Origin of the sequence: Nostoc sp. 2RC (genome assembly GCF_014222165.1) — a bacterium.
Classification (GTDB): domain Bacteria; phylum Cyanobacteriota; class Cyanobacteriia; order Cyanobacteriales; family Nostocaceae; genus Nostoc; species Nostoc linckia.
The window spans coordinates 1-18734 of sequence record NZ_JACKZU010000051.1; the positions used below are offsets into that span (position 1 = coordinate 1).

Genomic DNA, 18734 nt, shown 5'->3' on the forward strand with positions numbered 1-18734 from the left:
CTCCCCATCTCCGTAGTCCCCAGTCCCCATTTTTAAAGCAGGTCTATTACCAAAGGACTAATGACTATTGACCATCAAAAAAAGCCCAATTTCTCTAACACTGGCTTTGTAGAAACAACGTGACGTTCTAAACCCAGTTCTTTGGGATTGACTCCTACAGCCAAAGCTATTAACTGGGGTAAATGTAACACTGGTAAACCTAGCTGTTGTTCAATTACCTTTTCTACCTCTGGCTGGCGGGAATCTAAATTTAAATGGCACAAAGGACAAGGTGTCACTATACAGTCAGCACCAGCAGCTAAGGCTTCTTGAATATGCATCCCTGCCATTTTGAAAGATTGGGTAGTGGCATAACTAGAAAGCGGCCAACCACAACATTGTGTCCGACCTTGGTAATAAATTGGTGTTGCACCCACCGCCCGAAAAACATTTTCCATTGCTTCTGGTTGGAAAGGGTCATCATAGGGCATGGACTTTTGAGCGCGGAGAAGATAACAGCCATAAAAAGCCGCGCATTTTAAATTAGTTAATTTCCGAGTCACGCGTTTGGTAATTTCCTCTAAACCGTAATCTGTTACCAAGGCGTAGAGGAGATGTTTGACATCAGTGCTACCGCGATAAGGCGAACAGCCTTCTTGGTGCAGCAAGCCATTAACTCGTTCGATGTAGCTAGGATTGCTAGTTTGGCATTCCTTGAGATGTTCGTTGACGTGACCGATAACACCTTGACAAGTGCTGCAATGGGTAAGTAACGGCAGATTTAATTCTTCTGCTAGGGCAATATTTCTGGCGTTGACTGTATCTTCCAGGAGTTGGGAATCTTCTTTAAAAGTGCCAGAACCACAGCAAGCGGCTTTTTTGAGTTCAACTAGTTGAATGCCCAGTGCTTGAGTCAGGGCTTGAGTTGACTGATAAAGTTCTCGACATGCTCCTTGAGCAACACAGCCAGGAAAGTAAGCGTATTTCAGTGTCTGAGATAGCATATAACTATAGTTTGGATTAGAGCGATCGCTCTAGACAATAATCAATCAGCAAACAAAAGCATTTACATGGTATTGGTGATGGCGGATCGCACCCTACTGTTGAGCTGTTCAAAGAAAACCGAGGGGGCAGCAGTTTTCTAACAGAAAAACCGTTGGCAGTGTACGGGCGATCGCGCTTGACGATAAGATGTATATGCTCAAAAAAATGTCTCCTATAATGAGCAGATTCTAGCAATTAGTTAAGGACTTGATATCCATGAGCCAAACGGAACTTTTTGAAAAAGTTAAAACAATCGTTGCCGAACAACTTAGCCTTGACGAGAATACCGAAATCAAACCAGAATCCACATTTATGGAAGATTTAGGTGCGGATTCCTTAGATACGGTTGAATTAGTAATGGCTTTGGAAGAAGAATTTGATATTGAAATTCCCGACGAAGCTGCCGAGGGAATTTTAACAGTCCAAGACGCTGTAAATTACATTAGCAACAAAGTTACCACATCAGCTTAACTGACAGTTGGGGATTGGGGATTGGGGATTGGGAAGATTTTTCTCTTGCACCTAGTCACCAGTACCTAGTTGCTAATCTCGAATTATTTGCCTGCTTCGTATTCAAAGTTCTGTTCGCCCTTGGCGTTGCCGCAGACAGACCCTCACAAGCACGGCGAATCGCTACTTCATACGCTGGACGCCGGCGCACCGACTTTTCGCTTTTTCGCCACCTTTAACTGAATCATGACAGATATTACACGTAAACGCGTTGTTGTAACTGGTGTTGGCGCGATTACACCTATTGGTAACACAGCAACAGAATATTGGGATGGATTACTGAGTGGACGCAATGGCATTGACTACATCACATTTTTTGATGCATCTCGCCATGACTGCCGCATCGCTGGTGAAGTGAAAAACTTCGATCCACATGATTACTTGGAGCGCAAAGAGGCCAAGCGCATGGATCGATTTGCCCAATTTGCGGTTGCGGGAGCAAAACAAGCTATATCTGACGCGCAGTTAGTTATCAATGACTTAAACGCGGAACAGGTGGGTGTCATGATCGGTTCTGGCATTGGTGGCATCAAAGTATTAGAAGACCAGCAAACTATCTACCTCAATCGCGGCCCCGATCGCTGTAGTCCATTTATGATACCGATGATGATTGCCAATATGGCAGCAGGACTCACAGCAATTCACACAGGGGCTAAAGGGCCAAATTCCTGTGCTGTTACAGCCTGCGCCGCTGGCTCCAACGCCATCGGAGATGCTTTTCGCTTAATTCAAGGGGGATATGCCCAAGCAATGATTTGTGGCGGTACAGAGGCGGCTGTCACACCATTGTCTGTGGCTGGATTTGCTGCCTGCAAGGCACTTTCTTTTCGCAATGATGACCCAGCACATGCTTGCCGTCCCTTTGACCGCCATCGTGACGGATTTGTTTTGGGTGAAGGTGCAGGAATTTTAATTTTAGAAGAACTGCAACACGCCATCGCTCGTGGCGCTCACATTTATGCCGAAATGATTGGCTATGGTATGACCTGTGACGCTTACCACATAACTTCCCCCGTACCCGGTGGACTAGGTGCAGCAAGAGCCATAGAACTCGCTCTCAAGGATGCAGGAATAACTCCCGAACAAATCAGCTACATCAATGCCCACGGCACTAGCACCCCAGCTAACGATTCCACTGAAACCTCAGCCATTAAAAAAGCTTTGGGAGAACATGCTTATCAAGTGGCAATCAGTTCCACCAAATCGATGACAGGTCATCTATTGGGCGGTTCTGGAGGTATTGAAGCAGTGGCAACGGTACTAGCCATCGCTAACGACCGAATTCCTCCAACAATCAACCTCGAAAATCCCGATCCAGAATGTGACCTAGATTACGTACCAAACTCTAGCCGCACTCAAAAAGTTGAAGTGGCACTATCCAATTCCTTTGGGTTTGGCGGTCATAATGTCACATTAGCCTTTAAGAAATACCTTTAAAACAAGTTAGAAGTTAGGAGTTAGGAGTTAGGAGTTAGGAGTTAGGAGTTATTCTCTTTCTCATCTCTCCATACCCCATACTTCTCTGCGAGAGGCTGCGCCAACGGCTACGCTCAGTACAAGTGCCCTATGCCCCATGCCCCATACCCAGTACCAAAAGTACCATAGATATCATTCTGATGTGGGGCAAGGGTTCAAGATGACCCAATTATCAGCTTGATTTATCACCAGAAACTCAGGACATCCCGCTTGTCCATCGACGATCGAGAATGGGATGATGATGATACTGTGGGAATTTTGATCGGTGTCAGTTATCAATGAACAGTTACCACGTTTATATGGGAAACTCAAATCCTAATTAATAAAACTGTTAACTGTTAACTGTTAACTGTTAGCTAGTGAAAAATCAACCCAACATAGAGTGAGAAGCTCAAAGAGTGCTAACCCGTCGTTAAAAACAATCATATTATGGCTGTTGCAACCCAATCCCTCGAAGAACTTTGTATTAACTCGATCCGCTTCTTGGCTATTGACGCCGTAGAAAAGGCAAAATCGGGACACCCAGGGCTGCCGATGGGCGCGGCTCCCATGGCCTTTGTACTATGGGATCGCTTTTTGCGGTTTAATCCCAAAAATCCCAAATGGTTTAACCGCGATCGCTTTGTCTTGTCCGCCGGCCATGGCTCGATGTTGCAGTATGCCCTGCTATATCTAGCAGGCTTCGACAGCGTATCGATTGAAGATATCAAGCAATTCCGTCAATGGGAATCGAAAACTCCCGGACACCCGGAAAACTTTGTCACTGAGGGCGTGGAAGTCACCACTGGCCCGCTAGGTCAAGGAATTGCCAACGGAGTCGGTTTGGCGATCGCAGAAGCACACCTCGCCGCTAAATACAATAAACCCGATGCCACAATTGTTGACCATTACACCTACGTAATTTTAGGTGACGGTTGCAACATGGAAGGGATTTCCGGTGAAGCTTGTTCTTTCGCAGGACACTTGGGATTAGGCAAACTCATCGCTCTGTACGACGACAACCACATTTCCATCGACGGTTCCACAGATGTGGCATTTACTGAAGATGTTTCCAAGCGATTTGAAGCTTACGGTTGGCATATCCAACACGTTCAAGAAGGTAACACTGACCTAGAAGCGATCGCCAAAGCAATTGAAGCAGCCAAAGCTGTCACCGATAAACCTTCTTTTATTAAGGTAACAACTACCATCGGTTACGGTTCCCCCAATAAAGCAAACACCGCCGGCGTTCACGGTGCTGCTTTGGGTGGAGACGAAATAGCACTGACTCGTAAAAACTTGGGTTGGGAATACGAGCCATTTGTAATTCCCCAAGACGTTCTTGACCATACACGCAAAGCAGTGGAACGTGGCGCAGGCTATGAAGACGAGTGGAATGGAGTATTTGCTGACTACAAAGCGAAGTATCCCCAAGAAGCAGCCGAATTTGAACGCTATGTAACCAGTAAACTGCCTGATGGTTGGGATAAAGTACTACCCACCTACACAGCAGAAGACAAAGCAGCGCCTACCCGCAAACACTCGGAAACCTGTCTCAACAAGCTAGCAGCAGTTTTACCTGAGTTAATCGGTGGTTCTGCTGACTTGACTCACTCCAACCTGACCGAAATCAAGGGTAAAGGTGACTTCCAAAAAGGGCAATACCAAAACCCCAATATCCACTTTGGTGTCCGGGAACACGGTATGGGTGCCATCTGTAATGGTATCGCGTTGCATGGTTCGGGATTAATTCCCTACGGTGCGACCTTCCTAATCTTCACAGACTACATGCGTGCTGCCATCCGCTTATCCGCCCTATCTCAGGCTGGGGTGATTTGGGTGATGACTCACGACTCCATTGGACAAGGTGAAGATGGCCCCACCCACCAACCCATCGAAACCCTAGCTTCTCTACGGGCTATTCCTAACCTGACGGTACTTCGTCCCGCAGACGGAACAGAAACCTCTGGTGCTTATAAAGTAGCAGTTGAAAGAGCAAAGGAAAATGCTCCTACTTTGTTGGCATTCACCCGTCAAAACGTCCCCAATTTGGCAGGTACTTCCATTGAAGGTGTTGCCAAGGGTGGTTACACAGTAGTGGATTCCGACGGTACACCAGAGTTGATTATAATTGCCACTGGTTCAGAATTGAGCCTCGCCGTCACCGCAGCTGAGAAACTCACAGCCGAAGGCAAGAAAGTGCGTGTTGTTTCCCTACCTGCGTGGGATTTGTTTGAAGCACAAGACGCAGCTTACAAAGAGTCTGTATTGCCAAAAGCCGTTACCAAGCGCTTGGCTGTGGAAGCTGGCTCTAGTTTCGGTTGGCATAAGTATGTAGGTACTGAAGGCGATACCGTCACTATCGATCGCTTCGGTGCTTCTGCTCCTGGCGGTGTTTGTTTAGAGAAGTTTGGTTTTAGCGTTGATAATGTGTTAGCTAAAGCTAAGCAATTATTGGGTTAATAGCAACAGAATATTCTTTTAATCTTTTGTAGGGTGGGCCGAAAAGCCCGCCTTTTTTTATTTTTTAAACGCAGAGGAGCGCCAAGGTAAGCGCAGAGGTTCGCTGAGGGGAATTGTTTATAATTGGAGTAATTTGGTAAATCATTGGGAGGAAGTTATGCAGGAAATTTCAAGCCAAAGAGATGTTTTAATTGCTCAAATATTACCAATTGTAGAAAAATTATTTCAAGATAATAACCTATATCAATTGAAATTAGACAAACAAGAAATGATAGAAATGTTAGTAAATATGTTTGGCCAGTTTACGCCAGAAGAAATGAAAGCTATTACAGAGCATGAACTGACACGCAGAATTGATAAAATTCTTGTCTTAGAAGCTGTATCAGGTACGTTGAATGATTTGACCCCAGAGCAAATCAAAATGTACGATGAAGCAGTAAAGCGAAAATAAATCGAGTGACTTATTTATTAGATACAAATATTGTTAGTTACATTTTGAGAAGAAATTCAACTGTTACTAGAAAACTACAGGATGCTAATCGTTCAGGGCAAGAAGTCTTTATCAGCTGCATAACTTATTATGAAGTTAAAAGAGGACTTTTGTATGCAAATGCCACGAAGCAGCTAGCAGAGTTTAATGAATTTTCTAGAAAATATGAAGTTTTATTTTTGGATGATATAGAAATTATTGAAAAAGCCTGCGAGATTCATGTGGATTTACAACGCAGGGGTTTTACAATACAAGAACAAGATATATTGATTGCGGCTACAGCAATTACACGCGGTTTAATTCTGGTTTCTAATGATTCTGATTTGCTGAGAGTGCAAGGGTTGAATTTAGAAAATTGGGTGTAAATATGGCTGTAGAATTGGGAATCTGGCAAGGTCGCTATCAAAATCTCGAATTACCTTGGTTGCGCTGGTGGGATAATGAAGGTAATTTGCTACAAACAGGGTGGGAGCGTTCAGAACGCTTGGCTGCTAAGCTCAGAGAATTAAACATTAACCCTGATGAGTTAGTTTAAATATTTTGGCATACCTTGAGATAGATAGGGTAAACACTACCCGATTTAGCATTACAAATCAAACTTGCATCTCCGAAAACTTAACTACATATTTAATTGATTTTGTCAATGGGTATTCCCCAGAATTACCTACTAAATAACCAAAGCTTTCTCTAGACTGAGGAGAATTTCATGCTTTAAGTAGAAGTAATTATGACTTTGTAAATGTCATTATGTATGTGTTCTCAAACAATAAATAGTTGCTGTCGTCCAAACCAAAAAATCAGATTTTGTCTGACTCAGTAACTTTGAACTTTATTCAATTGTTTGATGTTTTGAGAAGGTTAAGATAATGAATACAATCCTAAAGCGCACACTTTTACCCAGCCTCATGGCTGCAAGTTTAGCTGGTGTTACTATAGTACCCGCTCAACAAGCTTCTGCCGACGATCGCGTACTACGTGATATCGGTATCGGGGCTGCTACCAATGTGGTAACCGGAGCTATTAGGGGAAATGGTGATTTCTTAGGTAATGCTGTTAAGGGCGGTGCCACAGGTGCAGCCGTGAACGGTGCAAACGGACTCAGAAGAGATCGGAATAACCGCAACGCCGCTCAAGACATCGGTGTTGGTGCAGGTGCTAGCGCATTGACTGGTGTAATCACTGGCGATCGCAAAGATACTCTGGGTAATGCTATTGACGGTGCTGCTGTAGGTGGAGCAATCCATCTCCTTACCAAATAAACATTAGGAACTTATCCCTTCCCTAATTTCTCTCCTTTTAGGATGAGTAGAACCAACCCCCCTTTCCTACTAGGAAAGGGGGGTTGTAGGTCACATTTTTATTAAGAAATACACTAGATTTCAAAGAAAGTTAAGTAGGGTGTACTGAATTTTGTTTTGTAAAATCTAGCCCTTTAATGCCTTTCTAAAGTTGCGACGATAGGATGAATTAGTAATAAACAAAGCTGGCCACAGCAAAGATAAACCAATACGATTGCTCAAACTTGGATTAAAATTAGTCCGTGCAAACCCTGTCCAAAATTTCCAAACGCCGCCTACATAAACTACTGCTAAGACAAAAAGTATAAAGTTCATTCTCACCAACTCCGTTAGTAACTGACAGAATTTAAATTAAGTTTTACCACACAAGGTCAGTAGTTCATCACCAATACCGAGAAGGTATCACTAAACTCCTCAGTCTGTGAAATCTAGGTCAATTAACCACACACTCTATTATTCCAGTTTAAAGTAGGCTTACCCATCACAGCTACTTATCAGCAGCAGTAAACTCATCAAAGGATACAAAAGGTTGAATTTTGGGTGTTTTGGCGATACATTTTGCTTGTAGAACAATCAAGCCTTTTGTTTCTGAAATCAAGCAACCCTGTAAAACCCCCAACAACACAGGACTCTTTCATGAAATATCTTTTGCTCTAGACTGCCATAATCTGACTTATAACTCTGAAATTATGTGGTTTATCATCCCTATACTTTATCTACCCAATAAAGATAATAGCGCTCGCTATCGATCCAGTTCTTTTCAAAATCTTTAATCCAAGTAATTTTCAAATCATTGCGGTTGACATCGAGTTTTTTATTTAAAATTAACAAAATTTTATTTTGGTTTCTTTGATTTTTGAATAGAGAGTTAATTTGGTTTAATATTTCAGTTTGTTCAACATCTTGACGATTTTTGTTAAATAAGGTGAAGCTTCCCATTTGTTTAAGCTCAGGATAGTAAAACTTTCGATTGAGATAACCCGATAAAGCAGCCATATTGGCATCTCGACTAGCAACAATAAATTCCTTATCTAATCCAGATTTTTTAATATATTGAGCTGTTTGACGGCTTGCAGAAAATGGTACAACTAAATCTCTTGAAAAACTATAAATACCACCCAAAAAGTGGATGTAAAGAATTAACATCAAAACAATATGATGCCATTTATAAACAGATTTAATTAAATTTGGACGAAGAGAAAACTTATTGGATAAACCTAGAGATTCTTGATAATAATTTGCTAGCCATAAACTTGCTATCAGAATTAAATAGAAATGTCCAAAATGCCTTGGCATACCTGGAAATCTCAGGTATGTAAAGGCTAGTATGACAAAATTGCCTGTTATGTACAAGAATAAAGGAACTGGCTTCTTAGATAATTTAATCAACGTTAAAGTTGCAATCAATAAAACAATTATTGAACAAATAATTAAATCTATCCATCTTTTATGTTGAGGAATAATTAATAAATAACTGCCAAAAATTCTACCTATACTTCTCAAAAAATGCCGAAAATCTAATTGCATTATCCAACCATTGTTTAAGCCGCCATAAAGGTAACTATCTGTAGGTGGAGTAATAATATAAATACATAGAATAAAAGAAAATAAGATAATAAAAATACTTAAAAACAAATCATATTTTTGACTTTTGCTAAAATATTGCTTGCGATGTTCGCTATCAAAACACAATTCAGCTAGCAAAGTTAGTGACAAAGAAAATGATACTAATAAACCATAGGCACTACTATTTGCTAGTAAGCCCAGTACAATAGCCAAATAAATGTAAGTTATTTTTCTCGATGTAAAAATTGTGCAAAAGACAAAAACAAATAACATACTAAAGGCATAGTTACGAGAAATTAAAAGATATTCGTAAAAAGTAAAGTAACCAAACGAAAACAAAAATTTTTGTCGATAATTAAAAGGGCTATATAACCAGAAAATAGTAACTGAGGCGACAGTAATTCCCCAATGAAAAATTTGCAGAATCAAAGGATCATCAATTATTTTTCTCAAAAGTGCCAGAGAAAAATACCATAGAACAGGATGACCTTCATAACGAATATTTGCAATTAAATTTCCAAAAGATTCGCTATCTCTGACAATCAGCCAGGGATTTAGTTCATCTCGCCACATGGAATGGTTAATAATACCTATTAAACCAAGTGCAGAAAAAATACTTATAATCAACCAGGGAGAAGAAAAAGTTAACCTGGAAGTATATTGGGTGATTTTGTTGTGGAACATTGTGATTGCAAAATTAAATTTTGTTTCTTTTCCAGTTATGGAAAGAGTTAATTTACATTGGTGCGTAAAGGTTTTTATATTAAATTGGATAAATTTATGGTGTTAAAAGCAATAGACTGGAAAATTCGCTTTGGCGTTTAGTTAATTTTCTAAAATAGGCTGAACATGTTAACTAGTAAAACTATATCAATGAGCAACTTTTATTTTTTGTCTGGTGACTTCTAAATTCTTTATTTCTACTGATAATTTTCTGGTATACTCACTGTTGATAAACCAGCGATCGCTCTTAAGTTTTGGCAACGAATCAATTCGCTAAAATTTAAACTAGAACGTCCTTCAATTTTGGCTACCGCTTCAATTGCAGATAACAGGTGTTGTGCAGCTTCGACTTCTGAATAACCGCGCCGTTGTGCTATCCGAATGGCTGCTACATCAGCGTTTAACTCTGACTCTTGAGATTTGTTAGTCCGCCAGATGCGAACAAAAGCGATCGCACTTAATCCTCCAGCTACAGCTACACCCACCACATCTGATTGTGCTGCTTCCAATAATCCACCCAACAATCCCGCTAGCACTATACCTTGATAAATGTCCGGTTTAAACCACCTCACTCCGGTCAACCAGCTAACCACCTGCAACAGCAGCATGTCTCGTTGTGGCTTTGTTAGGCGACGCCACAAATCGAAATTAATGTATATTGGTCGCGCCTGATTCCAGGGTTGAGGAAAGGAGGCGTCAATCACTTTTGCTTGTTCTGGCTTGCTAACAATTTTTGTCGTCATCCGACCAGAAGCAGGCATCACATCTAATAAACGGCGAATCTCAGCATTTGGCTCCATAACTTTAATTATTAGTCATAATGTCCACACTGACTAGTTGTGAAAATATCAAGTTTCTCTGATTTGAGAGTCATCTCAGGAACAAGATGCTAATTATCTAAATTAAGATTTATCAATAGAATAGACAAATTCTTAGGAAAATTGATTTGCTAATTATGACAGTGTTTTTCAATTAATTGAACTACACTATTTACCACTCTGTACTCCCTACTCACTGTCCTAATCATGGACGCTTTTGCTCCCCTCTCACCTGAATGGACAAATCAGGCGATACACGCTTACGAGTTTTGTTGTCCTAGCTGCTCCTCAAGTAGCCTCGAAGCTGAAAAAGTTTGGTTAAATCGCCGATCGCCTGTAATTACAGAAGACCGTCGTCGCAAATGGCAAGAATTCTATTCTTGTCATTGTGGTTGTGTTTGGTGGGCTTGGAGTAGCGATCGCCGCCCAAAAGATGTATCAAATCAGCCTGATTACAATCCGACATAACCATTTTTCTCACAAAACAAAACCCCACCTTCAGGTGGGATTTTGCTTTTATAAGGAAATTCAAAAAATAAATGTAGCAGTCGAAGCATAGTTTAGGACATAAATGTACCGTCAAACCCAGACACCAAGAGACTATTCTTTCCCTGTTGCCTATTGCTTCTTACCTGCTATAAATTATTTTGCTTCAGTTAGAAGACTGTTTTCTGTGAACCGTCAACAGTCAACAGTCTTCTAGTCCCTAATTCTGGATCTTAGAAGCTGAAAGTAGTACGTAGTGTACCTACATAAATGGTATTGTTAGCATCGTTGTTTTCTGGATTGAAGATTACCAACAAACCAGGGGTGATTTGCAAATTATCGGAGACCTTGAACTTGTAAAGACCTTCTAAGTGATAGGAGGTATCGTCGTCTAGGTTCACGTTAGCGGCAACATTTTTGATGCTACCACCACTAATTCTGGGTGGTTGACCAAAAATAACACCTAAGACGTTACCTTCTCCACCAAAGTCTTTTAAAGCAAGGGAGCCAGCCCACCACCAGGAATCTGCATCTGTACCCGCATTCACACCAGTTTTGGCATCAGCTGTTGCATAACCACCCCAACCACTCAAAGCCAATTTAGGACTAAATTGGAAGGTAGCTTGTACGCCGTAGTTGTTCGATTCAACACGACTACCAGCTCCAAAGGGGTTGTTAGCAAAAGTGCTACCTGTACCTTGGAAAAGGTTGTTAGCAACAGTATCAGTTTGATAAGTACGGGCGTAGCTCAGACCAATATTAAACGCTTTGCTGGGTTGGAAAGATAACTGACCAAAGATAACGCTATCACCATTAAACAAACCATTATTAATGGTGGGGTCGTTAGCAGTTCTAGCTAGATAAGCACCACTCAAACTGATGGCACCTTTAGGATTGAAAGTAACAGTCACACCAGCGCCGCCTTGACCTTGGCGATAGATGGGGCTGAAACGTCCATAGCGAGAGAGCGCACCTTTACCAGAGCTAGCAAAGTCAGGGTTAAAAGTGTTAACGTTCTCGTATAATTCACCGCCAACTGCATCAACTTTCACCCGCACTGCATCACCGAAGTTGAATGCATAGTTAACTTTATCGATGCTAACGCTGTTTGTTGTATTACCGTCAAAGCCCAAGCGACTCATGTTAGTACCGGTTACACCAGCGTTAGAAATGATGTTGCCAGCATTCAAACGGATTTGCAACTGGTCTGTACCGTAGAAGCTGCTGTACAAATTCAAACGAACGCGATCGTCAAAAGTGGTGTTGGCATCTAAGTCTTGAACGGGATCGCCACTTGGAACGGCCCTTGTGTCACCAAAAGCTTGAGATACATTGAAAATTGCTTCCCCAACCAACTTGGTAGTAGTGGAGAATTGATTAGCTTCTAATTCAGCAGTGCGAGCTTCTAAAGCATCTACACGACCGCGCAGAGTTGCTAATTCCGCAGAAAATTCTTCTTGTAAGCGCTGTAAGGTAGCCAAGTCTTGTTTGCTTACCAAATCAGCGGTTGCTGTAGCAATTAATTCGTTAACTCTGTCTAAACAAGCATTCAACCCTGCGGCAAATTCGTAACGGGTCAAAGCACGGTTACCGCGATAGGTGCTGTTAGGATAACCTGCAATACAGCCGTAGCGTTCAACTAAAGATTGTAAAGCTTGGAATGCCCAATCTGTAGGTTGGACATCGGAAAACTGAGAAACTGATGTTACCTGATCTATATTATTAGATTCTTGAGCTTCAGATAACTGAGCAACATTTGTTATTTGGCCGTTAACTTCATCAGCCAAAGCTGCATTTGCTGTGCAAAATGTAGCAGCGACAACAATTGGACTAAATTTAATCAGATTCCAGAATTGTTTTGTCATGTTTTTACTTTCACTCACACCTACTAATCCAATAATGGTAAAATGCTTAAAACATTTTACTTTTGAGTTATTTCACACAAAATCACAGCACCGATTATACCTTAAGTCCTCTGATTAATACAAGCAAATTAATATACTACTGAATTAAAACTACTAATTAATGTTTTTCGGTAACCGCAAAATAATGCGGCGTTTGTGACGTAAAATTGTTCCTTCTTCCTCGAATTGCTGTAGTAAACGTGTAATTGTTACTCGCGTAGTATTTAAAACTTCTGCAATATCCTGATGAGTAATATTTAGATCTATCAGTTTTCCTTTGTCTATGTCACGTCCAAATTTTTCGCTTAACCAGACTAAAAACTGCAATAAACGCAAGGAAATCGGTTTGCGATGGACTATGCTCAGTAAATCTTCCGTTTGCTGGATGTGAGACAATAAAGCATCAACGTCTTGATGCCACAGATGAGCGGGCACGACACTAACTTCTACACAGGTTAAACATTCGATTTGATAGGGCTTAATTCTAGACAAAGGATAGCCAATGAGATCTCCTAGTCCCCAATAACCGAGAGTGATGAATGTTCCGTCTTCACTCCAAGTTAGTGTACGAACTGCGCCGTGTTCAATGCGCCAAAGTACATCATTTTGTGGCGGAATTACTTCTCGACGACTAAATAAGTATTGCGATACCTGCCCTTCTACAGCAGAGTTTTTTGATAGCTCAACAGGGTTAGGACTGGAAATTGTGGAATACATCATGAACCGTAACCACACAAACTAGTGGGGAATATTGCTGCTCAATTTTTTAAAAAAATCTAATATTTTTGATATTGAGTATTTATTTATGCTAAAAGTTCAATGAATAGCAGCTAAATCAAGACTTTATCATCACAACAGCTTTTGGTTTGAGCGGTGTACATACTGAGATAGTGAAAAATTCAGGTAGTTATTTAACTGTTCACCCGTTACTTTAATTGTGCAAGTTTAAGAAAAGGTAAGCTTTTTGTAAAATATTTAGTTAACTTGATTCTTTGGTAATTAATTCAAACTTATATGATTGCAAAAACTTTGTAGCAGGGCTGAGTTGGAATTAATCCTAACTTGTTGGTAGGGAGTAGGGAAAAGACCAATTTCATATCTTTCATATAAGGCTTAGAAACTTGCCTGTCTTGAAAATCTATGAAGAAACCTACCCTCAAACTTTTCACTGCGTTCTCTGTGGTTTGATTTCCTGTTATACCAGCCCCTGTTCCCTGTTCCCTGTTCCCCGTTCCCCGTTAATATTTTGGTGAATGATACTGAAGAATACCAATATTTTTGGTGCTGGTCTAGGCTTGGGAATCTTGGTACGTTCCTGAAACGCCAGTTTGTATAACAAGGAATCATATCAGGTACGCCTAAATACTTAGGATAACAATGACGCAAAGAGGGGTAGACGGGGGGACGCGGAGAATTTTTAATCGTAAGTGATTTTCCGAACTTGATATCAGTGTGGTCTAGGGATTTTCCCTATGAGTAGAGAATCCCCGTAACACACTAGACCTCTTGCAAGAGGGGGGAAAGGGAAAAGGTTAAAGGGAAAAGGGTTTTTATTTGCCCTTTCCCCTTTACCCCTTACCCTTTTCCCCACTTCTCTTGGAAGTCTACTGGCTGCTTAGCCTCAGCGTAAATTGCTCAAAGCGTTGATAAATAACAGTTTGAAGTTTTTTATTTAGTGAAAGTTATGAAAAAAAGTTTATTAGGAGCGTTGACCAGTGACAATATATGCCACTCTCTGACCAATATTAGTGGCGTGATCTGCCATACGTTCCAGACAACGAATCGCCAGGGCTAACAGTACAATTGGCTCAACGACACCCGGTACATCGCGTTGTTGGGCTAAAGTTTGATAAACGCGATCGTAGGCATCATCTACGGTATCATCTAAGTTTTTTAAACCCCGCCCACCGGCTTCATCAAAATCTGCCAAAGCCACCAAGCTAGTTGCTAGCATTGCCTGAGCGTGACGGGACATAACTTCAATATCTGGTAAAGACGTATGAGGTGCATAAGGAAAGAGTTTAATGGCAATTTCAGCTAAATCCTTAGCATAATCGCCAATGCGCTCTAAGTCCCTAACAAGCTGCATAAAAGCACTCAAGCAACGCAAATCTTGTGCTGTAGGTGATTGCAGCGTCATAATCGCTGTACAATCTGATTCGATTTGTCTGTAAAAGCGATCGATTTTTTTATCTAATCGGGGAAGTTCCTCAGCTGCGGCTAGGTTACGAGCAAATAACGCTTGGTGGCTGAGGCGAAATGATTGTTCCACCAAAGCTCCCATGCGTAATACATCCCGTTCTAAACGCCTAATACCGCGTGCAAGTTGGGGTCTCTGAGGATTGGGAATGTAACGGACAGCTTTCACACTTGTAATCTCAAACGTGAAGATATTCTTAACTATAGTCTTGGCTTAGGGAGTTTGCCATCACTTCTGGGAATAGAATTTGCATCCACGCCCCACCAGTTTCTGGATGGTTCATCGCTTTGATGGAACCACCGTGAGCCAGAAGAATTTGTTGAACGATCGCTAAACCTAAGCCGTTGCCAACAATCGCCCCTATGGAATTATTATCCTGCGGTGAATGGGTTCTAGCTTTATCTCCCCGATAAAATCGCTCAAAAACGTGGGGTAAATCTGCTTGGGAAAAGCCTACACCAGAATCAATAAGATTTATTTCGAGGCAGGAAGCATCAGCATTGTCCTGATTATTTTTCTTTGAAAGGATTTTCGCTTGCACGCGAATGGAAGTTGAGGGAAGACTATACTTAATGCTGTTGTCCAGCAAGTTGAGAAAAACTTGGTAAATACGAGCTGGATCTGCCTTAATCCAAAGATTTTCTGGGCCAGAGTAACTCAAAGACAGATGTTGTCGCTGTGCTAAAGGTTCTAAACTTTCCCAAACAGATGCAATTAGCGATCGCAATTCCACAACTTCGGTTTGCAATTGCATGTTGGGGTTTGTTTCCATTTGGGTGAGTTCTAACCAGCTTTGCACCAAGCTAATCAATCGGTCAACTTCTTGCATCAGGCGGTTAACCCAGCGATTTAAAGGTGGTTCCAAACGGTTTTGTAAAGTTTCTACAACCAAGCGAATGGAAGTCAAAGGTGTTCTGAGTTCGTGTGCTAGATCGGAAAAAGAGCGATCGCGTGCTTGATTTATATCTAATAGGGGTTGACGATTTTCTAAAAATACCCCCACTTGCCCGTCGGGTAAAGGCAAGCTAGAAGCCCGCAAAGCTAGAGATTTGATTGTCGGCATTTCTGCGGCGTTATCACAAGACGGGTGAAATACCCACTCCTTAGTCTGTGGTTTTTGCCAATCACGAGTTTGCTCAATTAAATGATCGAGTTCATAAGACCTGACTAATTCCAGTAACAACCTTACCTGACCTGGTTGCCACCTTTGCAGATATAAAATTTCCTGCGCCTGCTGATTGCACCACAACAGTTGATTTTCCTCGTCCACCTGCAAATATCCCACTGGTGCAAATTCCAGCACATCTTGATAACTTTGTAGCGACTGTTGCAAATCTTGTCGCTGCTGTCTCAAGAGTTTAATTTCTTGCCGTAACCCAGGAATCAGTGGCAGTCCCACTTTGTAAGAATGAGGGGTTAACGGTTGGAGTACGCGCTTTAGGTAGCGGTTAAGTTGAACCTGTTGCCAAACCCAAAACCCAATGCCTACCGCTAAACCCAGAAAAAATCCCAATAAAAGCATTTGAGTCGTTAGTTTTTTGGTGATTACTCAAAACTAACAACTATCTAAACTAATTATCCAAATCTATAGCCAAAACCTCTTACAGTCACAATATATTCTGGATGGCTGGGGTCTTGCTCTAATTTTTCCCGTAACCAACGAATGTGAACGTCTACAGTTTTGCTATCCCCCACAAAATCCGGGCCCCAAACCTGGTCTAGTAATTGTTCCCGCGACCACACCCGACGGGCATAACTCATAAATAGCTCCAACAGGCGAAACTCTTTAGGAGAAAGACTCACCTCTTGACCCCGAACTAGCACCCGACATTCTTGAGGATTTAAGGTCACATCCTTGAATTTTAATACTGGTAGCTGTGGCAAAGTACTGAGGCGTTGACGCCGCAGTAAAGCCCGACAACGAGCCACCAATTCCCGCATACTAAAGGGTTTAGTGAGGTAGTCATCTGCCCCCACTTCCAAACCTAAAACTCGGTCAGTTTCGCTACCCTTAGCGCTGAGCATTAAAATCGGTACTGGATTTCCTTGATGACGCAGCAAACGGCAAATATCTAAACCATTGATCTGAGGCAGCATCAAATCAAGGATGATCAAATCAAAGGGAAGTTCCCCTGAATTGGTTTCAAAACTTTTGAGATACTCTACAGCAGACCGCCCATCAGGTGCCGTTATCACCCCGTAACCCTCTTCTTCCAGAGCTACAGCTAGCATTTCCTGGATTAATTCTTCATCTTCTACTACTAGAATTCGGCTGGTTTGCCCAATGTCTGTTCTTGCAGAATACTTGGTCGATTCACTGGTATACATTGATATCACAAAAGTCTAGGACTGTGCTTGTATCAATTAGGATGATTACATCTATTATCTAACCTGAGTGCAACCGCGCTTCCACTAGGGTTAATTCTTTTAGATTTACTTTACAAAAAGTTATATAGGCCACAGCATCTAAATAATAACTATAAAACGCTGAGGCTACAACCTGCCAATAGTCATTAATTAGTCAAATAGCTGCAATTTTTTGCTTGACAAGGGCAAATTGCATTAGGTATAGTTATTAGTACAAAAATACTATTGACCTTCCAAAGGAAAAATCTACTTAGAAAAACACAAAGACACTATTGTGGGTAATTCTAAGTATACTTAAGTGTCGAATAGTAATTATTTCAGTGTTTACACTGCGTTAAAAATACGATGTAAAGGCTACTCTGATGTCTGCATAGGGTAGTCATTGGTATGGCTTGCTACCCGATACATTATTGCCTATAGAACGGAGTTGGAATATGACTACAGTTGGAGTCAAGGACAGCAAACAACAACTAATGCAAGCATTTCAACAAATTCTGATCCAAAGGAAAAAACTGGATTTTAAAATAGCAACTAAACAAGAGGAAGCGGAAAAAGCAAAAAGTCAAGAAATTCTGCAAGCAGCTTCTGGATATACAGTTGATAGTATTATCAAAGGCTTAGCTGATTTACAATTAGAGTTTGGTACTATTCTCAATACATTATCTGAAAAATTAGCTAGAGAAAACTCCAAACTAGATGAACTCAACCAAGCAATAGAAATTGAAACTCAACGCCTACAAGAGCTTCAGCAAATTAGAGTTGTTGCTGATACTCTAGATATTTTAAGCCAAGAACACCAAGAAAAACTCAAAATCTTAGAACAAGATAGCATTAGTAAAAAGGAAATTCTGGAAAAAGAAATTTCTCTCAGACGGAAAGAATGGCAAAAAGAACAAGCAGAGTATGAAGAAAAACTGCAAGTATATAATGATTTATTAACCAAAGAACGCCAGCAAGAAGAAGAAGAATTTCAATATAAATTAGAAACAACTCGTAAACTAAATACAGACAGTTACGAAGCCATCAAGCGTCAACAAGAAAGAGAAATTCAAGAAAATTCTCAAAACAAAGAAAAAGACTGGAACCAACGACAAAAAATACTCACCCAACATCAGCCGCTATTTGCAGATTATCAACAAAAAGTAGCTACATTTCCGAACGAACTTGAAGAAGCAGTTAAAAAAGCTAGAGAGGAAGCAATTAAAGAAGCTAATCAAAAAGCTAAAATTGAAGCTGATTTATTTGAAAAAGAATGGGAATCTAGTAAACAGAGTTATGAATTAAAAATTCAATCTCTGGAAGAAACAATTAAGAAACAAACTGAGCAAATAGAAGGCATTTCTGCTCAATTACAAACAGCATTAAAACAAGCACAAGATTTAGCTATGAGGGCTTTTGGTAATTCTAGTGCTAAATAATTTTAGTTTATTG

At 40.9% G+C, this 18734-nt stretch carries 17 protein-coding genes and 1 pseudogene; 9 read left to right on the plus strand and 9 right to left on the minus strand.

Annotated elements, in window-relative coordinates; genetic code table 11:
• Positions 1 to 74: 74 nt before the first annotated feature.
• Complete coding sequence (locus tag GNE10_RS08590) at positions 75 to 983, minus strand: CoB--CoM heterodisulfide reductase iron-sulfur subunit B family protein (protein ID WP_185564594.1); 909 nt, start codon at positions 981 to 983, stop codon at positions 75 to 77.
• A gap of 256 nt (positions 984 to 1239) precedes the next feature.
• Here GNE10_RS08590 and acpP point away from each other — a divergent pair, with 256 nt between their 5' ends.
• The 7 genes and pseudogenes from acpP to GNE10_RS08625 all read left to right on the plus strand — a co-directional run bounded on the left by acpP (position 1240) and on the right by GNE10_RS08625 (position 7200).
• A complete protein-coding gene (gene acpP / locus GNE10_RS08595) occupies positions 1240 to 1494 on the plus strand; it encodes an acyl carrier protein (protein ID WP_099068436.1) in 255 nt (84 codons plus the stop codon).
• Positions 1495 to 1719: 225 nt separating this feature from the next.
• Positions 1720 to 2970 carry a beta-ketoacyl-ACP synthase II gene (gene fabF / locus GNE10_RS08600; RefSeq protein ID WP_099068437.1) on the plus strand — a complete coding sequence of 417 codons (1251 nt, stop codon included), beginning with the start codon at positions 1720 to 1722 and terminating at the stop codon, positions 2968 to 2970.
• A gap of 468 nt (positions 2971 to 3438) precedes the next feature.
• Entirely contained in the window at positions 3439 to 5451 is a 2013-nt protein-coding gene (gene tkt, locus GNE10_RS08605) for a transketolase (RefSeq protein ID WP_185564596.1), read from the plus strand.
• A 157-nt stretch (positions 5452 to 5608) separates the two neighbouring features.
• Entirely contained in the window at positions 5609 to 5902 is a 294-nt protein-coding gene (locus tag GNE10_RS08610; RefSeq protein ID WP_185564598.1) for a hypothetical protein, read from the plus strand.
• A 5-nt stretch (positions 5903 to 5907) separates the two neighbouring features.
• The gene (locus GNE10_RS08615; protein ID WP_185564600.1) at positions 5908 to 6306 is read left to right on the plus strand and encodes a type II toxin-antitoxin system VapC family toxin; all 399 of its coding nucleotides are present in this window, start codon (positions 5908 to 5910) and stop codon (positions 6304 to 6306) included.
• 2 nt (positions 6307 to 6308) lie between these two features.
• Positions 6309 to 6476 (plus strand): annotated as a pseudogene (locus tag GNE10_RS08620) (Uma2 family endonuclease); the annotation flags it as partial.
• A 331-nt stretch (positions 6477 to 6807) separates the two neighbouring features.
• Positions 6808 to 7200 (plus strand): hypothetical protein, encoded by a 393-nt coding sequence (locus GNE10_RS08625; RefSeq protein WP_185564601.1) that lies wholly within the window; start codon positions 6808 to 6810, stop codon positions 7198 to 7200.
• A gap of 165 nt (positions 7201 to 7365) precedes the next feature.
• Here the strand turns inward: GNE10_RS08625 and GNE10_RS08630 are convergent, their stop codons facing one another.
• From GNE10_RS08630 to GNE10_RS08640, 3 genes are all read right to left on the minus strand, one after another.
• On the minus strand, positions 7366 to 7554 hold the full coding sequence (locus tag GNE10_RS08630; RefSeq protein ID WP_099068443.1) for a hypothetical protein: 189 nt from the start codon (positions 7552 to 7554) through the stop codon (positions 7366 to 7368).
• Between the two features lie 390 nt (positions 7555 to 7944).
• Positions 7945 to 9489: a hypothetical protein gene (locus tag GNE10_RS08635; RefSeq protein ID WP_185564603.1), complete on the minus strand. Its 1545-nt coding sequence runs from the start codon at positions 9487 to 9489 to the stop codon at positions 7945 to 7947.
• A 236-nt stretch (positions 9490 to 9725) separates the two neighbouring features.
• Positions 9726 to 10328 carry a DUF3318 domain-containing protein gene (locus GNE10_RS08640; protein WP_185564605.1) on the minus strand — a complete coding sequence of 201 codons (603 nt, stop codon included), beginning with the start codon at positions 10326 to 10328 and terminating at the stop codon, positions 9726 to 9728.
• A 225-nt stretch (positions 10329 to 10553) separates the two neighbouring features.
• Between GNE10_RS08640 and GNE10_RS08645 the strand changes: the two genes are divergently transcribed.
• Positions 10554 to 10814, plus strand: a complete 261-nt coding sequence (locus GNE10_RS08645) for a hypothetical protein (protein WP_099068446.1) — start codon at positions 10554 to 10556, stop codon at positions 10812 to 10814.
• A 251-nt stretch (positions 10815 to 11065) separates the two neighbouring features.
• Here the strand turns inward: GNE10_RS08645 and GNE10_RS08650 are convergent, their stop codons facing one another.
• The 5 genes from GNE10_RS08650 to GNE10_RS08670 form a co-directional block, all read right to left on the minus strand.
• Positions 11066 to 12697: an iron uptake porin gene (locus GNE10_RS08650; RefSeq protein ID WP_185564606.1), complete on the minus strand. Its 1632-nt coding sequence runs from the start codon at positions 12695 to 12697 to the stop codon at positions 11066 to 11068.
• Positions 12698 to 12850: 153 nt separating this feature from the next.
• Positions 12851 to 13453 carry a Crp/Fnr family transcriptional regulator gene (locus tag GNE10_RS08655; RefSeq protein WP_371411464.1) on the minus strand — a complete coding sequence of 201 codons (603 nt, stop codon included), beginning with the start codon at positions 13451 to 13453 and terminating at the stop codon, positions 12851 to 12853.
• Between the two features lie 982 nt (positions 13454 to 14435).
• Positions 14436 to 15104: a phosphate signaling complex protein PhoU gene (phoU, locus tag GNE10_RS08660; protein WP_185564608.1), complete on the minus strand. Its 669-nt coding sequence runs from the start codon at positions 15102 to 15104 to the stop codon at positions 14436 to 14438.
• A 28-nt stretch (positions 15105 to 15132) separates the two neighbouring features.
• Complete coding sequence (locus GNE10_RS08665) at positions 15133 to 16458, minus strand: PAS domain-containing sensor histidine kinase (protein WP_185564610.1); 1326 nt, start codon at positions 16456 to 16458, stop codon at positions 15133 to 15135.
• Between the two features lie 53 nt (positions 16459 to 16511).
• The gene (locus GNE10_RS08670) at positions 16512 to 17264 is read right to left on the minus strand and encodes a winged helix-turn-helix domain-containing protein (RefSeq protein ID WP_099068451.1); all 753 of its coding nucleotides are present in this window, start codon (positions 17262 to 17264) and stop codon (positions 16512 to 16514) included.
• A 473-nt stretch (positions 17265 to 17737) separates the two neighbouring features.
• On the opposite strand from GNE10_RS08670, the gene GNE10_RS08675 reads away from it, so the two are divergent.
• Complete coding sequence (locus tag GNE10_RS08675; protein WP_185564612.1) at positions 17738 to 18721, plus strand: hypothetical protein; 984 nt, start codon at positions 17738 to 17740, stop codon at positions 18719 to 18721.
• The last annotated feature ends 13 nt before the right edge of the window (positions 18722 to 18734 follow it).

Coding starts and splice junctions, on each gene's coding strand:
- GNE10_RS08590 (WP_185564594.1), bottom strand. CDS start 983: ATGCTATCTCAGACACTGAAATACGCTTACTTTCCTGGCTGTGTTGCT.
- acpP (WP_099068436.1), top strand. CDS start 1,240: ATGAGCCAAACGGAACTTTTTGAAAAAGTTAAAACAATCGTTGCCGAA.
- fabF (WP_099068437.1), top strand. CDS start 1,720: ATGACAGATATTACACGTAAACGCGTTGTTGTAACTGGTGTTGGCGCG.
- tkt (WP_185564596.1), top strand. CDS start 3,439: ATGGCTGTTGCAACCCAATCCCTCGAAGAACTTTGTATTAACTCGATC.
- GNE10_RS08610 (WP_185564598.1), top strand. CDS start 5,609: ATGCAGGAAATTTCAAGCCAAAGAGATGTTTTAATTGCTCAAATATTA.
- GNE10_RS08625 (WP_185564601.1), top strand. CDS start 6,808: ATGAATACAATCCTAAAGCGCACACTTTTACCCAGCCTCATGGCTGCA.
- GNE10_RS08630 (WP_099068443.1), bottom strand. CDS start 7,554: ATGAACTTTATACTTTTTGTCTTAGCAGTAGTTTATGTAGGCGGCGTT.
- GNE10_RS08635 (WP_185564603.1), bottom strand. CDS start 9,489: ATGTTCCACAACAAAATCACCCAATATACTTCCAGGTTAACTTTTTCT.
- GNE10_RS08640 (WP_185564605.1), bottom strand. CDS start 10,328: ATGGAGCCAAATGCTGAGATTCGCCGTTTATTAGATGTGATGCCTGCT.
- GNE10_RS08645 (WP_099068446.1), top strand. CDS start 10,554: ATGGACGCTTTTGCTCCCCTCTCACCTGAATGGACAAATCAGGCGATA.
- GNE10_RS08650 (WP_185564606.1), bottom strand. CDS start 12,697: ATGACAAAACAATTCTGGAATCTGATTAAATTTAGTCCAATTGTTGTC.
- GNE10_RS08655 (WP_371411464.1), bottom strand. CDS start 13,453: ATGTATTCCACAATTTCCAGTCCTAACCCTGTTGAGCTATCAAAAAAC.
- GNE10_RS08665 (WP_185564610.1), bottom strand. CDS start 16,458: ATGCTTTTATTGGGATTTTTTCTGGGTTTAGCGGTAGGCATTGGGTTT.
- GNE10_RS08670 (WP_099068451.1), bottom strand. CDS start 17,264: ATGTATACCAGTGAATCGACCAAGTATTCTGCAAGAACAGACATTGGG.
- GNE10_RS08675 (WP_185564612.1), top strand. CDS start 17,738: ATGACTACAGTTGGAGTCAAGGACAGCAAACAACAACTAATGCAAGCA.